Here is a 17,212-nt window from a genome sequence, read left to right on the forward strand (position 1 = left end):
GGCCCGAGGCGCATCATCGCCGGACTGATGCCCATAGCGTCGAGCCAGCACTCAAAGGATGGCGTTGAGTCGGCGCGCAATGTCCTGGGGACTAGCGCCGGCCCTCAACGCGACCGCAATCGCGCAGTAACGGAGTGACGCGTTCTTCTCGGTGCGGTCCGGGGCCAACCGGATGGTGAGGGAAGGGATGGTCGTCGCGTCGCCACCGGCGGCGCCGAACGCCGTCACCGACCCCAGATCCAGTCGCACCGCATTGCACGTGGCCGACACACTCGTCACCGACGTGCGCAGTGCCCCGTCGGAGATTTGAGTGCCGTGACGCCCCTGGACGGTGCCCTGGGTCGCTCCGTCGATGAAGAGCTGCCCGGACTCCACACCTACGCGATCAGCACGCAAAGCGCCGACGAACGACGCTGGGCCGTACTGCCACTGCGCTGGCGCTCGAGCTCCGTCGCGCGCCGACCATACGGCGGCCCCCCACTGCTGATCCGCACCACTGAAGCAGTCCCAGATCTGCAGGGGAGCGCCATCCCGCCCTCGCGGGCCATCTACGTCCAGGCACTTGCCAGTGGACGGATTGAGCAAGGTGCCATTGGCGTGCAGATTCCAGAGTTGAGCGGCAGTTCCGTTACAGCGGTATGCCTGAACACGCGTGCCATTCGCACTGCCCGCAGCAACAACGTCGAGGCACTTATCCAGCGATCGGACCGTGCCGTCCGTCGGACGTGACCAGGACTGCGCATCTGCATTAGTACAGGTGTGCAGGCTGACGCGGCTGGCGTCAGCTCCACTTGGCGGCCCCACCTCCAGGCACATTCCTCCGAGTCCGACCAACGGTCCCCTGGCCACGGGAAAAGCGAAGCGCTGGGTCTCGTCGTCGACGCACCCGCGGATGCCCAGTTCGGAATCGGTCGTCGCCGTAATGCATCCATTGCCCGTCGATGTCGCAAGCTGATCTTCTTGGCCGATCCAACGCTGTGCACGATTCCCGTCGCAAGTGCGGAGCTGAACGAGATATCCGAAGTTCCCGTACGTGCCGCTGTCGAGACACTTGCCGAGCGCTCGTAATGTTCCGTCGGCAAAGGGCTGCCACGTCTGCGCGGGTGTGCCGTTGCACTCGTACAACTGAATGGACGTTCCGTCGGCGGTCTCAGCCCCCGCCACATCGAGGCACGAGCCGCCTGGGCCCAGCACTATCCCGACAGGCGGTTGATCAGGCGTGGTCGCAGCAGCAGCGGAGATCGGAACGGAAAGACTGAGAGCTGCCACGAACGTTGCCAGCAGTCTTGCCATTGGAGGGAACTTCGCACGCCGGGCCATAGACGCTCCAATCTTCGGATTCGGTCAAGAGCCGCCGTGGCCGTACTCGCAGAGACAGTCCGCTCGTCCGACTTGGCAGTCCCCGACTTTATCGTCTTCTTAGACTAAGACCAAGCTTTAGCTCAAGATCCGCCCTGCAGGGGCAAGACTGCATTCGACGAGGATCCCGAACGAGTCAGACAGATACCGCCAAGTCCGCGATCAGTTCTTGACTTGTTGCGATAGTCGCGAGCAGCACGAGGGATTGGATCGTCGCATCATGGATCTCCTGAGTGGCTGCCGAACTCGCATCCTCCACGAGCACGACGTTGAAGCCGAGGTCTGCGGCGGATCGCACGGTGCTCTCGACGGAGACGTTGGTAGCCACGCCGAAGATGACCACGGTCTTGATGCCTTGATCTCGCAGCAGCTGTTCGAGAATGCTCCCGGCGAATCCGCTGACACGCTCGTTGGTGAGAACGATGTCGCGGTCGCCGGGACGGACCGCCTCGAGGATCTCCGTTTGCCAGGTGCCATTCACCAAGCACTTGTGTTCGGCGACGATGCTCATCAAAGGTGAGTTTGTGACGAGAGTTTCGTGGCCGGCATCCCAACCCACGCGGGTGTAATAGACGGGAAGCGAGGCGGCACGTGCGGCCTCGAGCACAGCTGCGCCTTTCTCGACGATTCCGCGTTCGGAAGCGCTGGCTGCGAAGAAGGGACCGAACGCGCCGTCTGGCTGGACGATGTCATTCTGAAGATGGACGGCGATGACGGCAGCGTGTGCGATGTCGATTGTCATGATGGACTCCTGTTGCTCAGAATGTTGCGCCGGGCGCGATGACCACGTTTGTAAAGCCGCCGGTTCGGCTCTCTAGCGAGGCCAGAGCTTCATTGACTGCCGAGAGCGGAAACACCTCGTGGTCGAACACCGAGAGATCCAGGGTCCCGGCGGCCGCCATCGCAGCCATGTCCTGACCTTCAGCCACGGAGAACCAGAGCGATCCGATCACGCTGATCTGGAAGCACATCAGACGGAACATCTCAAGCGGAAGATCCTCTGACATGCCTCCGATGTCGACCATGCGACCGCCGCGACGGAGGGACTCGATTCCGGCGAGTGTGATTTCTTTCGGCGCCCCGGGACCAACAGCATCGATGAAGATGTCGGCTCCCAGCCCGTCTGTGTGTGAGCGAACCCACTCGGGGATCGGCTGCTCGCCGTGGGAAATCGTGACGATCCGTCGCGGCGAGAGGAGGCGAACGCGCTCCAGAAGCTCGGGGTTGCGCGCCATGACGAGGATCTTCGGTGCACCCATCGCCAGCGCATTAAGTACGGCTCCTACGCCGAGCGTGCCCGTACCACCATTGATAAGCACGGTCGTGCCGGAGCCAGCGCCGGCCTTCCGGAGCGCGGAGTACGCGGTTCCGAGGTAGCCGAACCGGCACGCCTGTTCGAAACTGACTTCATCCGGGAGGATCACCAGACCGTCAGCCGGCGCCTTCTGGAACTCACAGAATCCACCCTGGGGATAGTCCTCGAAGATCGTCTGGGATCCTTCGCCGAAGCCGAAGTATCCCTGGAAGGTGTAGGCCGGGTCATTGATCCGCTCTCCCCGCCGGGATGCGTGCGAATCACCAGAGTCACGACCGGGGTTCAGATAGACCCGGTCGCCCGGGCGAACATTCCGCACCTGGGTGCCCACGTCCACAACGACGCCGGCGGAGTCCAGCCCGAAGATGGCCGGCAGCTGAGGGAGGGGGAGGAACGGGAACCAGTCGGGATACGACGTGATGACGTTCTTGAGGTTCGGGACGACGTTGCACGCCTCTACTCGGATGACGACATCTCGCTCGCCGGGAGTGGGTCGCTCTACCTCGTCGAGTTGGAACCGGCCACCGATCTCGTGGAGGCGTGCGGCATTCATCGTCAGGGTCACAGAATCGTCGATGTCGACTTCCGCTGCGGTAACTGTGCTCATCAGTTGACTCCTTCGTCAAAGTTCGGCCCTCGAGCCTTCGCGTCGCGGTGGACGTGGGAACCACCCTAGCGACTGGCATGCAAGCATGCAAGCATGCAAACTGCTAATCTGGGAGGCGCGGAGGCGCAGCCTGCGCCTCCCCGCTGCCGAAGGACTTCGCGCGGTGAATACGATGACCAAGGTCGCCAGCGTGAGAATCTCTCAATCCCTCCGTGCGGTAGTCCGCGACCTCACGCGTATCGGCCCCCATAACAACGCGCATGCGCCGGCGATCCGCCTCGGGATCTCAACACTCGCTCCCGCCCTGCTACTGCTGTCCCTGGGCCGGGACGACCTGATCCCCTACGCGCTCCTCGCCTCAACGGTCGCCGTCTACGGGCGCGCGAGTAATCGGTGGTCACGGGTTCGCATGCAGGCGCAGGCGGCGAGTGCGATCGTGCTGGCCATCACACTCGGCGCGATTGTCGCGGGAGCGCCCTCGTGGGTGCTCGTCTGCGGTGCCGCAATGACCGCAGGCGTCACAACCCTGTTGTCTGATCGCTTGCGTTGGGCGCCTGGCGGCGCGCTGTTCCCGACATTCAGTTTCGGAGTCGCCTCGTCGATTTCCGGCGCGGACATCGGAACGATTGTCATCACCGCTGTGCTAGCCGCTGCGTTCGCACTGAGCATGGCTGCGGTCGCTTCGGCGCGCAACCCGAGTGGAAACGCTCACGTGCCAGCATCCCCAACTCCATCGTCGCGCGTGAGTATCACCCACGCGACGGTATGCATGGTCGGCGGGCTGCTCTCCGGTCTGCTGGCGGTGATGCTCGGGTTTCCGAATCCGTACTGGGCGGTCGTGGCGGCCGTCGTTCCCATCGTGGGCATGTATTCGGCCGCGCAGTTGCTGCGCGCGGTCCACCGATTGGTGGGTACTGCCGTCGGCCTGCTGATCGCGCTTGTCCTGTCGGCCTTTTCGCTTAGTCCGATAGCCACACTCCTCGTGATCGCAGCCCTCCTGGTGGGTACCGAGCTGGTGATCGCGCGCAATTACTCGTTGGCGATGTTGTTCGTCACGCCGGCGATCATTGAGATGAGTCTGCTGGGAGTCGAGCGATATCCCGTCGCAGAGTTGCTGCAGGCACGCTTGTGGGAGACGATCATGGGGGTTTGTATTGCGACACTCCTGGTCGGCGCTACACACCGGGTACGGCATCCTCGCGGTTCGTCTGATTCGCGCCGGCGCGGGTCCTGAGGCTAACTCGCCGTACCCACCACGCCGCCTCTCTTGCGCGAGGCGAGGGCTAGAGGCTGGCGCTGCCCGTCGTGTCGCGACCACGGCTGCCCGGCGAGACATCGATCGGATCGCCATACCACGTGAGTCCTTCGGGAAAGTCGACCGGCTTCCACTCGATCGGCTCCCAATCAGGCTCGAAGATCAGGTAGCCCCCTGCGTAGAGCTCCACGCGGTGATCGGAACCGGGGTCGTGGACGTAGAGATACATCGCCTGGCCGATTCCGTGCTTGCCTGGTCCGACGCCGAAAGAGACGTCAAGATCGCGAAGGATGTCGGCCGCAGTGAGCGCATCCGACATGTTCTCGAGGTTGTAAGCGAGGTGGTGGAGCTGGCCGGACTTCTCATCGCGGTTCGCGACGATCGCAAGATCATGCATCTGCGGCGTTACCGACATCCACGACGCCATGACGGTACTTGGGCTGTCGGGAAGGTAAGCGAACTCACGTCGTTTGAATCCAAGGTTCTCGCGCACCCACTGCTCTGCCTCGTTGATCGTGGACGGCGAAGTCTGCACGTTGAAGTGATCCAGCCGCCGGACGCCGAGACCGCGCCGCGTCGAGCTGTTCGAGGGGAGCTTGGATCGCAGCCCTTCGGCGGCCTGGGGGCGGTCCATGTCGTAATACAGCTCAAACGGGTGGTCTCCTCCAGGCACCAGGAACCGAACCGCAGTGCCACGGCCGCGCTCGCTGCCTGCAGGCACCTCGACCGTCTCAACCTCGAGCCGTTGCAATTCCTCATTGAACAGCTCGACATCCTGGGGTCGCTTGACGCGGAAGCCGTAGGAGTTGACGATCGCGTCGTCCTGCTGGGTGAGCACGAGCGAGTGGTGGCCGAGTTCCTGGTACGCGCGGAGGTAGGCCGTGTCCCCCACCCGCTCGACCTCTTCCATGCCCAGGATGTCACGGAAAAACCACAACGATCGTTCGAGGTTCTTAGTGCCCAGGTCAATGGTTCCCGCGTGAGCGAGTTGGGGTCCGGGGTCGTACCGGTCGGAGATGGTCATGCGCCAACCGCCTTGTCGGCATCGCCGCGATCGAGCAGGAAGTCGAGTTGGATTCGGTTGAAGACTTCGGTCTGCTCGTACTGGGGCCAGTGACCGGCGTTCTCGATGACGGCAAGCCGACCGTTCGGAATCAACGAAGCGATGCGACGGCCCTCGTCGACCGGGCCGGACGGATCCTTCGTGGTCCACACAACGAGTGCCGGGACCTTGATCTCGCGCAGGTCATCATCGGTGATCATGTTCCTCTTCCGCGTCTCGAGATCTTGCAAAGCCATGTTCATCTCGCACGCCATCTTCCAGTCAGGCTGTTGGAAGATCTGCTGGCGCGTACGGATGAGGTCATCGGTGACCATCGCGGGATCGGCCATCAACCACTCGAGACGGGCCTTCACACGCTCCCAGCTGGGGTCGTTCGCCGCCTCCATAGACAGTGTGTAGAGGCGCTCCATCACGACTGGGTTGGCCATGGTGCCACCCATGGTATTCAGGACGATCCGCTCGACGCGGTCCGGATACAGCTGCGCGAACTTGGCGGTGACCCAACCTCCGAGGGACTCACCGGAGAAGTAGGCGGTGTCAGCCTCAAGGGTATCGAGAATCGCAGTCACCTGGTCGAGATAATGGGGGATCTCGAGGGGATGTTCCGGCTTGGACGAGTACCCGTGCCCGATGAAGTCGAATGCCCACACATCGAAGTGCTCCGCATGCGCAGCGAGATTGCGCACATAGGCTTCGGCATGGCCGGTGATGCCGTGCGCAAGTAGCAGCACGGGCTTGCCCGGTTCGCCGGCGTGGAGATACCGGGTGCGGTAGGGACCGGACTGGAGGAAACCCTGCGAGAAGGACACCTGACTCAGGTCGCTCCAGACACTGGTGTACGGATGCTCGGTCATGCGGATACCCTTTCCTTGCGTTCTGCGACCAAGTCGAGGGCGACGTCGACGATCATGTCTTCCTGGCCGCCGATCAAAGCGCGTTCACCAACGCGAACGAGGATGTCTCTCGTGTCCAGGTCGTAGGTCTGCGCGGCACGCTCGGCATGACGGAGGAAACTCGAATACACACCGGAGTAGCCGAGGGTCAAGGTCTCCCTGTCCACCTGTACGGGGCGATCTTGCAGCGGTCGGATGATGTCATCGGCCGCGTCCTGAAGGGCAAACAGGTCAGCGGATATGTCCCAATTGTTGAGGCGCGCGACGGCGACAAACGGTTCGATGGGAGTGTTCCCGGCACCGGCACCATGACCGGCTAGGGACGCGTCGACCCGGTACGCGCCTTCCTCTACGGCAACGACTGAGTTCGCGACCGCGAGTGAGAGATTCTGATGCGCGTGGATGCCAATCTGGGTGTCGGCATCCAGCACCTCGCGATATGCACGGACCCGACCTCGCACGCCGTCCATAGTGAGACGGCCCCCGGAGTCGGTGACGTAGATGCAGTGTGCGCCATAAGACTCCATGAGTTTTGCCTGCTTCGCGAGCGATGCAGGATCCGAGAGATGGGACATCATCAAGAACCCGGAGACGTCCATCCCCAGTTCGCGGGCAGCTCCGATGTGCTGGGCCGAAACGTCGGCTTCGGTGCAGTGGGTGGCGACGCGCACAGAACGCACCCCGAGCTCGAAGGCGCGCTTGAGGTCATGAACGGTGCCGATCCCGGGCAAGATCAGAGTCGTCAACACGGCGTCGTTGATCGACGAAGCGGCGGCTTCGATCCACTCCCAGTCGGTGTTGCTTCCCGCCCCGTATGTAAGGCTGGATCCTGCCAATCCATCGCCGTGCGACACCTCGATGGCGTCGACGCCGGCCTGGTCGAGGGCGGCGGCGATGCGACCAACCTGGTCCGGCGAGATCCGGTGCCGGATCGCGTGCATGCCGTCGCGCAGCGTGACGTCCTGCAGATAGACGTGGGCGGGGGTCCGTTCGGTGGGGGTGCTCACGCGACCTTCTCCTCTACGCGGCTTGTGTCCGAATCCACGAGTCGCTCAGCGACTCGCAGGGCGGCGGACGTCATGATGTCGAGGTTTCCTGCGTAGGCAGGAAGGTACATTGCGGCTCCTTCGACCTCGAGGTAGACGCTCACCTTGGTATAGGAGTCTGTTCTGAGCTGTGCTGGCACAAGCCCGTCAAGTTCGCTGCCTTCGTCGGAGAACTGGACGACCTGCTTGAGCCGGTAGCCCGGGACGTACTTTGCGACAGCGTCAACGTACGATCGCACGGACTGTGCGACGCCCTCACGTGCGTCGACGTCCAGTTTGCCGACGATTGCCAAGACCGTGTCCCGCATGATCACTGGCGGTTCGGCCGGGTTGAGCACGATGATGGCCTTCCCGCGCGCGGCACCACCCACCTCTTCGATGGCTCGCGATGTCGTTTCGGTGAACTCGTCGATGTTCGCGCGCGTCCCCGGACCGGCTGACTTTGAGGAAATCGATGCGACGATCTCGCCGTAGAGGACCGGGGTGATCGCGGAGATGGCGGCGACGACCGGAATCGTTGCTTGGCCTCCACAGGTCACCATGTTGACGTTCGCGGCGTCGAGATGCGCGTCCAGGTTGACGGCGGGAACCACGTACGGGCCAATCGCTGCAGGTGTCAGGTCGACGAGCCGCTTGCCGTATGGCGCGAGTTTCGCGGCATTGTGCTTGTGCGCAGATGCTGAGGTCGCATCGAAGATTACCTCGATGTCGTCAAACTGTGGCGAGGCGATGAGCCCGTCTACACCGTCGGATGTGACTTCGTATCCCAGGCGAGACGCGCGTGCGAGGCCATCGGAGTTCGGGTCGATGCCAACCATCACTGAGAACTCAAGGGTCTCGCTTAGTCGGATGATCTTGAACATCAAGTCGGTGCCGATGTTGCCCGACCCGATGACAGCTGCCTTCTTACCCATCTACTTCTCCATCCCGCAGGTGGCAGACACCACGCCCAGCGGGCCGATGCTTGCAGATATGTTGTCCCCGCTATTGAGCGGGACCATTGGTCCCAGCGCGCCGGAGAGTACGACTTCACCCGCGCGCAAAGGCTGGCCGATTGCTGCCGCGGTCCGAGCAACCCACAGCAGTGCATTGAGCGGGTCTCCCAGGCACGCGATGCCCTTACCCTCAGAGGCCCCTGTCCCGTTGACGTGCAGGGTCATCGAGACGTCGCGCGGGACGAACTCGTCCAACGTGAGACGGCGTTCGCCGAGGACGTACTGAGCGCTCGACGCGTTATCGGCGATGGTGTCGACGATCGTGATGTCCCAGTTCCGTACCCTGCTGTCTACGATCTCTAGCGCCGCGACGGCATAGTCGACTGCTGCGACGACGTCGGACAGCTCGGTTCCGAGCACGTCCGATTTGAGGACGAAAGCGACCTCGGCTTCAATCTTCGGCGCGATGAGTTTGGCGAGGTCGATCTCGCCGCCGTCGGCGACGTGCATGTCTTCGAGGAGCACACCGAAATCGGGTTGGTCCACGCCCAACTGCGTCTGCACCGCGATGGACGTGAGTCCGACTTTGCGCCCAGTTCGCCTGTTGTTCGCCGACTCCTTTCGGGATAGCACCAGCTCCTGTACGCGGTAGGCGCCGGCGATGTCTGGGATCACATCACGCACGGGGTCAATGGCCGATGCCGTGCGCCCGGCGTCGAGCAGAGCACGCGCCGCCTGGAGTTCTCGCGCGTTGGCGGGAATCGTCTGCGGGTCGTTCAGGATGGTTTCCATTCGGTGCACCAATCAATTTGTCGGGGCGAGCACACGTGCGCCCAGCACATGCGCGAGAACGTCTTCGAGCTTGGTGGAGGCCTCATCGGCATCTGTCGCGCCGACGAAGGATCGCCATGCGACAACGCCATCCGGACGCACCAGGACGGCACCGTCCTCTTCGACCTCTCGACTGCGCTGCCACTCGAAATACAGGTCTTCGACGCCAGGCTCCCCGATCACTATGACGCGCAACCGTGGATGATCGAGCCGTGCTGCGGCGGCGGCCCATGCTCCACCCGTGAGGCCCGTGATCAGCGTCAGCGCACCCTCTCCTACGATGTCGAGCGTCGAGACGCGGCGGCCATCCTTACCCACCAACCATGCGTGGGGAATCTTGGCGCCAGGTCGAGTCGTCGGTTGCACGTAGAGGCCCCGATCGCGCAGCCAGACCTCCTCGACGGCGTCTTCGTCCGGGATCACCGCTGCGGACGTGTAGCGCTGGTTCATCTCTGTCCCCTGCGCGTTGAACTCCTGGTTCTTGAGTTCGATCGCCTTCTCGAGCGCCCTCCGTGCGCGCGCACCGGCGGGGGTGGGTTCACGCAGTTTTTCCAGGCCGCTTGCTCCACCTGTTTGGTCGGCGGCGAGTGCTTCGCGGATCGGAGCATAGTCACGTCGTGACTGATTGGCTCGTTCGACGATCTGTCGCCCGACCGGCGCGCGCTCATCGGTGTAGCTGTCCAGCAGCGCGGGTGCCGCAACGCCGTCGATGACGTACGCGAGCTTCCACGCCAGATTGAAGGCGTCCTGGATGCATGTGTTCGAACCGAGTCCGCTCGAGGGCGGATGCCGGTGAGTCGCGTCGCCACCACAGAAGATGCGACCTGCCGAGTATGTCGGCGCGTATGCCTCGTTGACGTACCAGGGCCCGACGGAGACGATCTCGGGCTCGAAGTCCGGGTCGCCGACGTACGCGCGGATACGAGCGATCGCGGTTTCGTGGGTCAGGTCGGGGTCTCCCTTGGTGATGTCGAATCCCCAGCCGGCGATCCACTCGTCCCACGGGGAGACCGCGCGGAGCAGGCCGAGGCCGATCTCACCTACCGCAGCGTCTGTGTTGACGATCCAGTTGAGGATGCTGGGACGGTGTGCCACGTACTGCCCGAGTTCACCCTTGAACTGGGCGTAAACGGTACCGGCGCGGGCCAGTTCACCCTCCACGCTCAGCCCGGCATCCTGCATGACGCGAGACTTGGCTCCGTCGGCACCGACGAGGTACCTGACGCGCTGCGTGTACACCACACCGGTGAGCCGATTGGCGAGCGTGACGGTGACACCATCGGCGTCTTGCACGCTTGACCGGTATTCAGTATTGAACGAGATCACGGCACCGCGTCGCGCGGCAGCGTTTACCAGGATCGGTTCGACCAGGGTCTGGGGTATGTCGACCATGCTCGACGGGCTGGCACGAAGGTAGTCACCCGATCGGTCGTCCCCTGTGCCCCAGGTCCGCATGCGGGCGATCTCGGGACCCATGAGGCTGGTGGTGAAGAGCGTGTCGCCCATCCACTCCCAAGGAGTCGCCTGCTGCTTGATCTCCTCTTCGATCCCGAGGCTGCGTAGCACCTCCGCCGCGCGAAGATTCGTGATGTGCGCGCGGGGGGTGTCGGCCAACCAGTTCTGCCGAGAGATCGCGTGCACCTTGATGCCGTACGTTGCGAGCGCCAGCGCAGTGGTAGCTCCCATCGGGCCCAGGCCGACGATGAGGACGTCTGTGTCGAATTCTTCAGGAACGGACATGATTCTCCTTCAGTGGTCGTCTGGCGTCACCGCGCGTAGGTCAGTTCGACCGTCGAACTCGATGCGGCGGCATTCTGACGCTGAGCTTCTCGACGTCCCCATGGCCCGCCGACGAGCACCAGCGAGGTGATCGAGATCAGCGATACGGCTAGGAGATAGATGAACAGCGGAATGGTGCTTTGGAACGCTCCGTACAGCGCGGCGGCGATGAGTGGAGCGAACGCGGATCCGAGGATCTGCGAGATGGTGTAACCGATCGAGGCGCCGGAGTACCGGACCTCTGGGCTGAACAGCAATGAGAACAGCGCGCCGGTGGCGCCGCCCGCCGGAGCCATCGCGAGTCCGAACACTCCAATCAGGGCGACGGCGAACAGCCAGATCTGCCCAGTGTTGATCAGCAGGAGCGCAGGCCCGATCGTGACCGCCATCGCGACCGCGCCGACCGTGTAGGTCGTCTTGCGGCCCCACACGTCAGACACTGCGCCAAAGACGGCATAGAGGATGGTCGCGACCACTCCCGCAGCAAATACCGACAGCAGCACCCCGGTCCTGTCCAGGCCCACGACTGCGGTCCCATACTGAACGAAGTAGGACATGCAGATGTAGGCGAACACACCCTGGCTGAGGTAGATGCCGGCCACAAGGAAGATCTGCTTGGAGTGCGTCCGGAAAGCGACGACTGCAGGTACGCGTACTCGTTCCTGGAGTTGGCGTACCTTTTCGAATTCTGGGCTCTCACCGATGGTGAGACGGATCACCAGTCCGACGGCGACCAGCGCCGCGCTGAGCAGGAACGGGATCCGCCAGCCCCAGATGAGGAACTGATCGTCGGGGAGCTGGGCGACGATCAAGAAGGCCAGCGTGGCCAGCGCCACGCCGCCGGGCGCGCCCATCTGTGGGAACGCGCCGAAGAAGCCCCGGCGGCCCGCAGGAGCATGCTCGACCGCCATGAGAACGGCGCCGCCCCACTCCCCGCCGACGCAAAAGCCCTGCAGCAGGCGGAGGAGGATCAGCAGGATTGGCGCCCACAAGCCGATGAGCGCGTAGCCCGGAAGCAGCCCCATGAGGAAGGTCGCGGTGCCCATTCCGATGAGCGACAGTACAAGCATGCGCTTGCGTCCCACGCGGTCACCGAAATGGCCGAACACCACACCACCGATGGGTCGAGCGAAGAATCCGACGCCGAAGGTCGCGAAGGCCAGCAGCGTACCCATCAGCGGTGTGGCTTCGGGGAAGAAGACCCTCGGGAACACCAGAGCCGCGGCAGTGCCGTAGATGAAGAAGTCGTAATACTCGATGCCTGTTCCGATGAAGCTCGCCGTAGCGACCTTAATGGGAGAGGTCTTGCGGGTTTCCGTCACCATTTCTTGCTCCTGCTTCTCCTTTGAGGCGGATGGGTCGCGGCCTCTTGTCGGCTGCTCTTGGCATGCTAGCATGCCAGTTTGCTGGAGGCAAGAGGTGCGGGCGGCTACGCCAAAACGGCCGTTGTGACGCCAAATCCCGCGATGTACTCGGGGATCGGACGGTAGAACGCGTAGTCCACCGAATACGGCCCGAACTCGGCTAGTGCCGAATACGCGGCGATCCAGGTACGGACTTCGTGAGATGAGTTGCCGGCAACTTCCGTCATCTCATCGGGTGTCCACGCATCAAGGTCTTCGAGGCGACCATCGGTGATCAGATCCAGGAAGGCACGGTCCCACTCGGGAGCCAGCGGCTTCAGGGTGCTCGTCCCCGCAGCGAATGCGTGGGCAGCCGTGATGACGCGCTCCTCTCGCGCTGCTCGTCCCTCAGGACTGAGATTCCGTCCGCCACCGAGGAGAGATGCGCGGAGTGCCGCATCAGCGGTGGCGATCTGGGGGACGGGGGGCTCGTGGGACAGCCCACCGGAGCCCACCAGGAGTACGCGGCGGTCGCTGAGGTGCTCTTTGACGAACGATCCAATCGCCGCACCAAGTCGGCGCACGCGTCGGACGGGGCCGAACGGCGGTGCCACCGAGTTGATGAAGATCGGGATGACGGGCACGCGGTCGATACCACCGAACACGATTTCGAGAGGCTGCACAGCACCGTGATCAACCTGCATGTCCAGGGAGACTGTGAGATCGACATCTTTGTTCAGCACATACTGGGCCAGCGAAGCGGCGGTGATCGACTCGACGCTCAGCCGTCCGGCGTGCGTACCGAAGTCGCCGATCGATTCCGCCTCGAGGCCCACGGCAAAACTGGGCATGATGTCGTAGAAGAAGCCGTTGTAATGGTCCGGCGCGAAGCTGATCACGAGATCAGGAGCGAACTCCTCGGCGAACGCCCGAGCGTGCGCGAACGCGCCCTCGACGTCGTCTGTGACGTCCTGAGGGGGATCGACGAAATCCAGCAGCGGACTGTGAGACATGGTGAGCGTTGCGACAGCCATTTGTTATCCGATCCTTGAGATGCGATGGGTGGTGGCGGACGAGCCGATCCGACAGCATCAGTCGCGTGCCCGGCAAAGCGCGACCGGAAACTGGCCACGCGCCGTCTCGTGATGACACTCCGACGTGACATTTTTAGTTCGCCAGCGAACTTCTTTAGTATCACAGTGCTGGCGTCTTTTCGCAACCAATGTGCGATTCGGGCCCGTAATCGGGCACTACCCCCGGCGTGTTTTCAGCGAAACCCACGGCCTACCAGGGCGGTGGCATGCTAGTTTTTCGCTGTCTCACGATTCTGTGTGGGCGACAGAAGGGTGTCGAGCGATGAGTCTCGTGCAGTCTCGCAACACGGGCCGCATGGCCAACTCGATATACGAAACGCTGCGCGAACGACTGGTGTCTGGCGGGTATGCGCAAGGCTCGCGAATCTCGGTCGAAGCGCTCCGAACGGAGCTGTCCGTCAGCAAGCAGCCCGTAATGGAAGCCCTTCGCCTGCTATCTGCCGACGGTTTGGTGGACATCATTCCGCAGGTCGGATGCGTGACGTCTGTCTACCCGGTTCGCGAGATCGCCGACTTCTATGACATGTTCGCCGGCTTCGAAGGGGCGATCGCGGCGGCTGCCGCCGAACGCCGTGTTGATGCGCAACTATATGAGCTCGAAGAGATCTCGATCAGGATCGGAACTCTGCGAAGTCACCCGGACCCGGACGTGCGGGCGCGACAATATCGCGTCCTGAACCGTGACTTCCACGCCAAGATCCACGAGATGTCAGGATCTCGGATCATGGTCGAGACCAGCCGACGCATGTGGGATCTCAGCGATTTCCTGATCAACACGGCTGGCGCATCTCAGCCGCTTGCGTCGGCCACACATTCACGCCACGACGACCACGAGGAGATTCGGCGGGCCATTATTGCCGGAGACTCGCTCGGCGCACGCGAGGCGATGGCGCGCCACATCCTCGAGACCATCGACCTGATACGAAACGACAATAAGATCACCGACTAGCCAGAGACCACCGCAGATTCTTGTGCGGACCCAGCAGACACGAGGTGGGATCGATCTGATCCACCTAATCTGAAAAGTACTTCGCTCGCGAACTAGTTGCGCTAAGATGTCCAGGCAGACGTGTGCGATGCTCTGGCTGTGCGCCGGTCAAACGCATCTCATCCAACGAAGGACACGATGGTCATGACAGCACCGCAACCCGCGCTCGAGACCCCCGAGCGGGACCACAGAGCGTCGGAGTGGACGCCCGCTACCGATGAGACCTTCGGAAGCGCGCACGCCGATTACGCGGAACTGCGACGCGCCAACCCCTTTCCATGGAGCCACGAGTATGGCGGCTTCTGGGCGGTCACCACGTACGACGACATCGTGAACCTGGCCAACGACGAGCGATTCATCACATCCATCCAGAACGTAGTCCCCCGCGTGCCTCGAGCGACCCGAAGGCCGCCTGGTCATTACGACCCTCCCGAGCATGGCGAGTATCGCGCCGCAATCGATCCGATCTTCCGACGCGTGAACCTCCGCGCTCACGAGGAATCGTTCCAGGCAAGCGCAACGACACTCATCGCCGCGATGCTGGAACGCGGCCATGCGGACGCGGTTCAAGACCTCGCCGCGCCATTCGTCGTCGACTGTTTCGCCTCGTTGCTTGGCGTTTCCGCAGACCTCGCCCACCACATTCGCACGGTCGGCGTGCGCTACACCTTCGCCATTCAGGACATGGACGAACAGGTCGTCGGCGAGTGCAGCGCCGAGCTCTATGTCATCGCGGAGAACGTGTACCGTGCTCGGTTGTCTCAACGCCCCGATCCCTCAACCGACCTGGTTGCCAGCCTCCACGCCGCTGCACTCGATCCCAACACTGCCATCACTGAGACGACCGCGATCGCCACGGTCCGGCAGCTGATCGTTGCCGGAATGGGTGCCCCCCAAGCGGTCATCGGAAGCAGCATCGCTCACCTCGCACTCGACCAGTCGCTGCAGGCGTATCTACGCACGCATCCGGAAGAGCTTCCCGCAGCGATCGAGGAACTGCTCCGGCTGCATTCGCCCTATCGGGTGTTTGCTCGAACCGCGTCTGAAGACGTCGTGGTCCACGGTCGACTGGTCCGTGAAGGAGAGCCCGTTGCAATGCTCTTCCCATCCGGCAATCGGGATGGGCGGGTGTTCGAGGATCCGGATGTCTTCAAACTGAATCGTAAAGGGAACTCACACCTGGCCTTCGGGCGCGGACCCCACAAGTGCCCCGCCGCGGCAATGGGACGACGCGAGATTGCGATCGCGTTGCGAACACTCCTCGAGTCGACAGAAACCTTCGAGCTCTCTGGAGACATCAAGATGATGAACTGGCTGGAGTATGGGCCGCGTTCGGTCCCGCTCTCCCTCGTGCCCCGCGAAACGCCTGAGTTCCGCTGAGCTCCGGCGACCAATGCCACGGACACCGAACACCGGTCATCGCACTGCACGACGGGCCGGGAGTCAATGCCTACCGGCGGCCCCCCGATGATCAGCTTGTGATCAGCGGGGATGCGATGTCGCCGGTGTGACGCGAATCGGTGTCGAAGACGGACCGAACTCGAGCCACCCCGACATGACGACCTCACCGGCCAACTCGATGGACGCGGTCTTCTCCAGGATCGCTTCCATCGCGATGCGTAGTTCTGCGCGAGCGAGGGCAGCCGCGGGGCATCGGTGCGGTCCTCTTCCAAAGGCGATGTGCTTGTTGGGCTTCCGATCGATCTGGAACTCGTGCGGATTCTCGAAAATCGCCTCGTCTCGGTTCGCTGACGGGAACATCATCGCAATCGGTTCGCCGGCCAGGACGATTCGACCGCCGATCTCGACATCACGAATCGGAGCCCGAGCGAACACCCGATAGGGCGCGTACAGGCGCAAGAACTCCTCTATCGCATCCGGAATCAAAGCGGGATCTTCGCGCAATCGGCTCTGCAATTCTTGATCGCGCGAGAGATGAACGATGACGCTGCCGAGCACCGCACCCGGTGCGGCTTGCGAAGCGGACAAGAACTGACGGATGCTGGCGACGACCATGTCGTCCGAGATGACTGGGCCCCGGTCACCGGCAAGAATGAGTGCCGAGATCAGGTCTTCATCAGGGTCACCCGGGTTCTCTCGGCGATCATCGACGAGCTCGCGAGCGATCGCATACAGCTCGTCGCTGGCGGCTTCTACCTTCGGCTTGTCCATGGCCAACTGAGAGCGGTAGTACTCCACTTGCACCTTGCGCGACTGCATCATCTTCTCGAGAGGCAGTTTCAGGATGAGACCGAACGAGAGCGCCGCAAAGTACTCGGCAAAATCCTTCGTGAAATCGAAGTCGCTCTGGGCGACGAGGGGGTCCAAGAGCTCGTTCGCAAATCGGCGCAAATCCGGTTCAAGCGCGTCCATCCGTGACTTGCGGAAGACCGGCGTGATGGGTCGCCTATACATGTCATGCTCAGGCGGATCGAAGTGCAGGGGCGGGCGCTTGCCTTGATTGCGCGTCGCCGGCGGCACCACGTTTTTCTCCGACGTACTGAAGACACTCTCGGTTTGCACTCGAATGATGTCGTCGTACTTGAACACGGCCCAGAACCCGCCGAACTTGTCGCTGTGCGCCACTGGTGTGTTGTTGCGAAGATCGGTGTAGTACTCGTGAGTGTTGTCAAACGTTTCGACATACGTGGGGTCGAACTCGTTGGTCAGATCAGTTCGGGTGTCCATGAGATCTCCTTCGCTG

15 protein-coding genes are annotated in these 17,212 nt (G+C 62.7%); 3 read left to right on the forward strand and 12 right to left on the reverse strand.

Annotated features, from left to right (window positions below):
* Positions 1–51: 51 nt before the first annotated feature.
* From ABD188_RS18590 to ABD188_RS18600, 3 genes are all read right to left on the reverse strand, one after another.
* The gene (locus ABD188_RS18590; protein ID WP_344065887.1) at positions 52–1,293 is read right to left on the reverse strand and encodes a ricin-type beta-trefoil lectin domain protein; all 1,242 of its coding nucleotides are present in this window, start codon (positions 1,291–1,293) and stop codon (positions 52–54) included.
* A 202-nt stretch (positions 1,294–1,495) separates the two neighbouring features.
* Positions 1,496–2,101 carry a cysteine hydrolase family protein gene (locus ABD188_RS18595; RefSeq protein ID WP_344065890.1) on the reverse strand — a complete coding sequence of 202 codons (606 nt, stop codon included), beginning with the start codon at positions 2,099–2,101 and terminating at the stop codon, positions 1,496–1,498.
* 16 nt (positions 2,102–2,117) lie between these two features.
* Positions 2,118–3,281 (reverse strand): alcohol dehydrogenase catalytic domain-containing protein, encoded by a 1,164-nt coding sequence (locus ABD188_RS18600; RefSeq protein ID WP_344065893.1) that lies wholly within the window; start codon positions 3,279–3,281, stop codon positions 2,118–2,120.
* 172 nt (positions 3,282–3,453) lie between these two features.
* Here ABD188_RS18600 and ABD188_RS18605 point away from each other — a divergent pair, with 172 nt between their 5' ends.
* Complete coding sequence (locus ABD188_RS18605) at positions 3,454–4,515, forward strand: FUSC family protein (protein ID WP_344065895.1); 1,062 nt, start codon at positions 3,454–3,456, stop codon at positions 4,513–4,515.
* A 49-nt stretch (positions 4,516–4,564) separates the two neighbouring features.
* Here the strand turns inward: ABD188_RS18605 and ABD188_RS18610 are convergent, their stop codons facing one another.
* The 8 genes from ABD188_RS18610 to ABD188_RS18645 all read right to left on the reverse strand — a co-directional run bounded on the left by ABD188_RS18610 (position 4,565) and on the right by ABD188_RS18645 (position 13,460).
* Positions 4,565–5,560 (reverse strand): VOC family protein, encoded by a 996-nt coding sequence (locus ABD188_RS18610; RefSeq protein ID WP_344065897.1) that lies wholly within the window; start codon positions 5,558–5,560, stop codon positions 4,565–4,567.
* A complete protein-coding gene (locus ABD188_RS18615) occupies positions 5,557–6,453 on the reverse strand; it encodes an alpha/beta fold hydrolase (RefSeq protein ID WP_344065901.1) in 897 nt (298 codons plus the stop codon). The genes ABD188_RS18610 and ABD188_RS18615 overlap by 4 nt, the downstream gene beginning before the upstream one ends.
* Entirely contained in the window at positions 6,450–7,499 is a 1,050-nt protein-coding gene (gene dmpG, locus ABD188_RS18620; protein WP_344065904.1) for a 4-hydroxy-2-oxovalerate aldolase, read from the reverse strand. The genes ABD188_RS18615 and dmpG overlap by 4 nt, the downstream gene beginning before the upstream one ends.
* Positions 7,496–8,452 (reverse strand): acetaldehyde dehydrogenase (acetylating), encoded by a 957-nt coding sequence (locus ABD188_RS18625; protein ID WP_344065907.1) that lies wholly within the window; start codon positions 8,450–8,452, stop codon positions 7,496–7,498. Before ABD188_RS18625 ends, dmpG begins: the two co-directional genes overlap by 4 nt.
* On the reverse strand, positions 8,453–9,265 hold the full coding sequence (locus tag ABD188_RS18630) for a 2-keto-4-pentenoate hydratase (RefSeq protein WP_344065910.1): 813 nt from the start codon (positions 9,263–9,265) through the stop codon (positions 8,453–8,455).
* Positions 9,266–9,277: 12 nt separating this feature from the next.
* On the reverse strand, positions 9,278–11,044 hold the full coding sequence (locus ABD188_RS18635) for an FAD-dependent monooxygenase (protein ID WP_344065913.1): 1,767 nt from the start codon (positions 11,042–11,044) through the stop codon (positions 9,278–9,280).
* Positions 11,045–11,070: 26 nt separating this feature from the next.
* A complete protein-coding gene (locus ABD188_RS18640; RefSeq protein WP_344065916.1) occupies positions 11,071–12,408 on the reverse strand; it encodes an MFS transporter in 1,338 nt (445 codons plus the stop codon).
* A 104-nt stretch (positions 12,409–12,512) separates the two neighbouring features.
* The gene (locus ABD188_RS18645) at positions 12,513–13,460 is read right to left on the reverse strand and encodes a 3-carboxyethylcatechol 2,3-dioxygenase (protein ID WP_344065919.1); all 948 of its coding nucleotides are present in this window, start codon (positions 13,458–13,460) and stop codon (positions 12,513–12,515) included.
* A gap of 322 nt (positions 13,461–13,782) precedes the next feature.
* Here ABD188_RS18645 and ABD188_RS18650 point away from each other — a divergent pair, with 322 nt between their 5' ends.
* Positions 13,783–14,469, forward strand: coding sequence for a GntR family transcriptional regulator (locus tag ABD188_RS18650; protein WP_344065922.1), 687 nt, complete (start codon positions 13,783–13,785; stop codon positions 14,467–14,469).
* A gap of 369 nt (positions 14,470–14,838) precedes the next feature.
* Complete coding sequence (locus ABD188_RS18655; protein ID WP_344065924.1) at positions 14,839–15,888, forward strand: cytochrome P450; 1,050 nt, start codon at positions 14,839–14,841, stop codon at positions 15,886–15,888.
* A 102-nt stretch (positions 15,889–15,990) separates the two neighbouring features.
* On the opposite strand, the gene ABD188_RS18660 is transcribed toward ABD188_RS18655, so the two are convergent.
* Positions 15,991–17,196 carry a cytochrome P450 gene (locus ABD188_RS18660; RefSeq protein WP_344065926.1) on the reverse strand — a complete coding sequence of 402 codons (1,206 nt, stop codon included), beginning with the start codon at positions 17,194–17,196 and terminating at the stop codon, positions 15,991–15,993.
* Positions 17,197–17,212 lie beyond the last annotated feature (16 nt).

This window comes from Microbacterium pumilum, assembly GCF_039530225.1.
Taxonomy (GTDB): domain Bacteria; phylum Actinomycetota; class Actinomycetes; order Actinomycetales; family Microbacteriaceae; genus Microbacterium; species Microbacterium pumilum.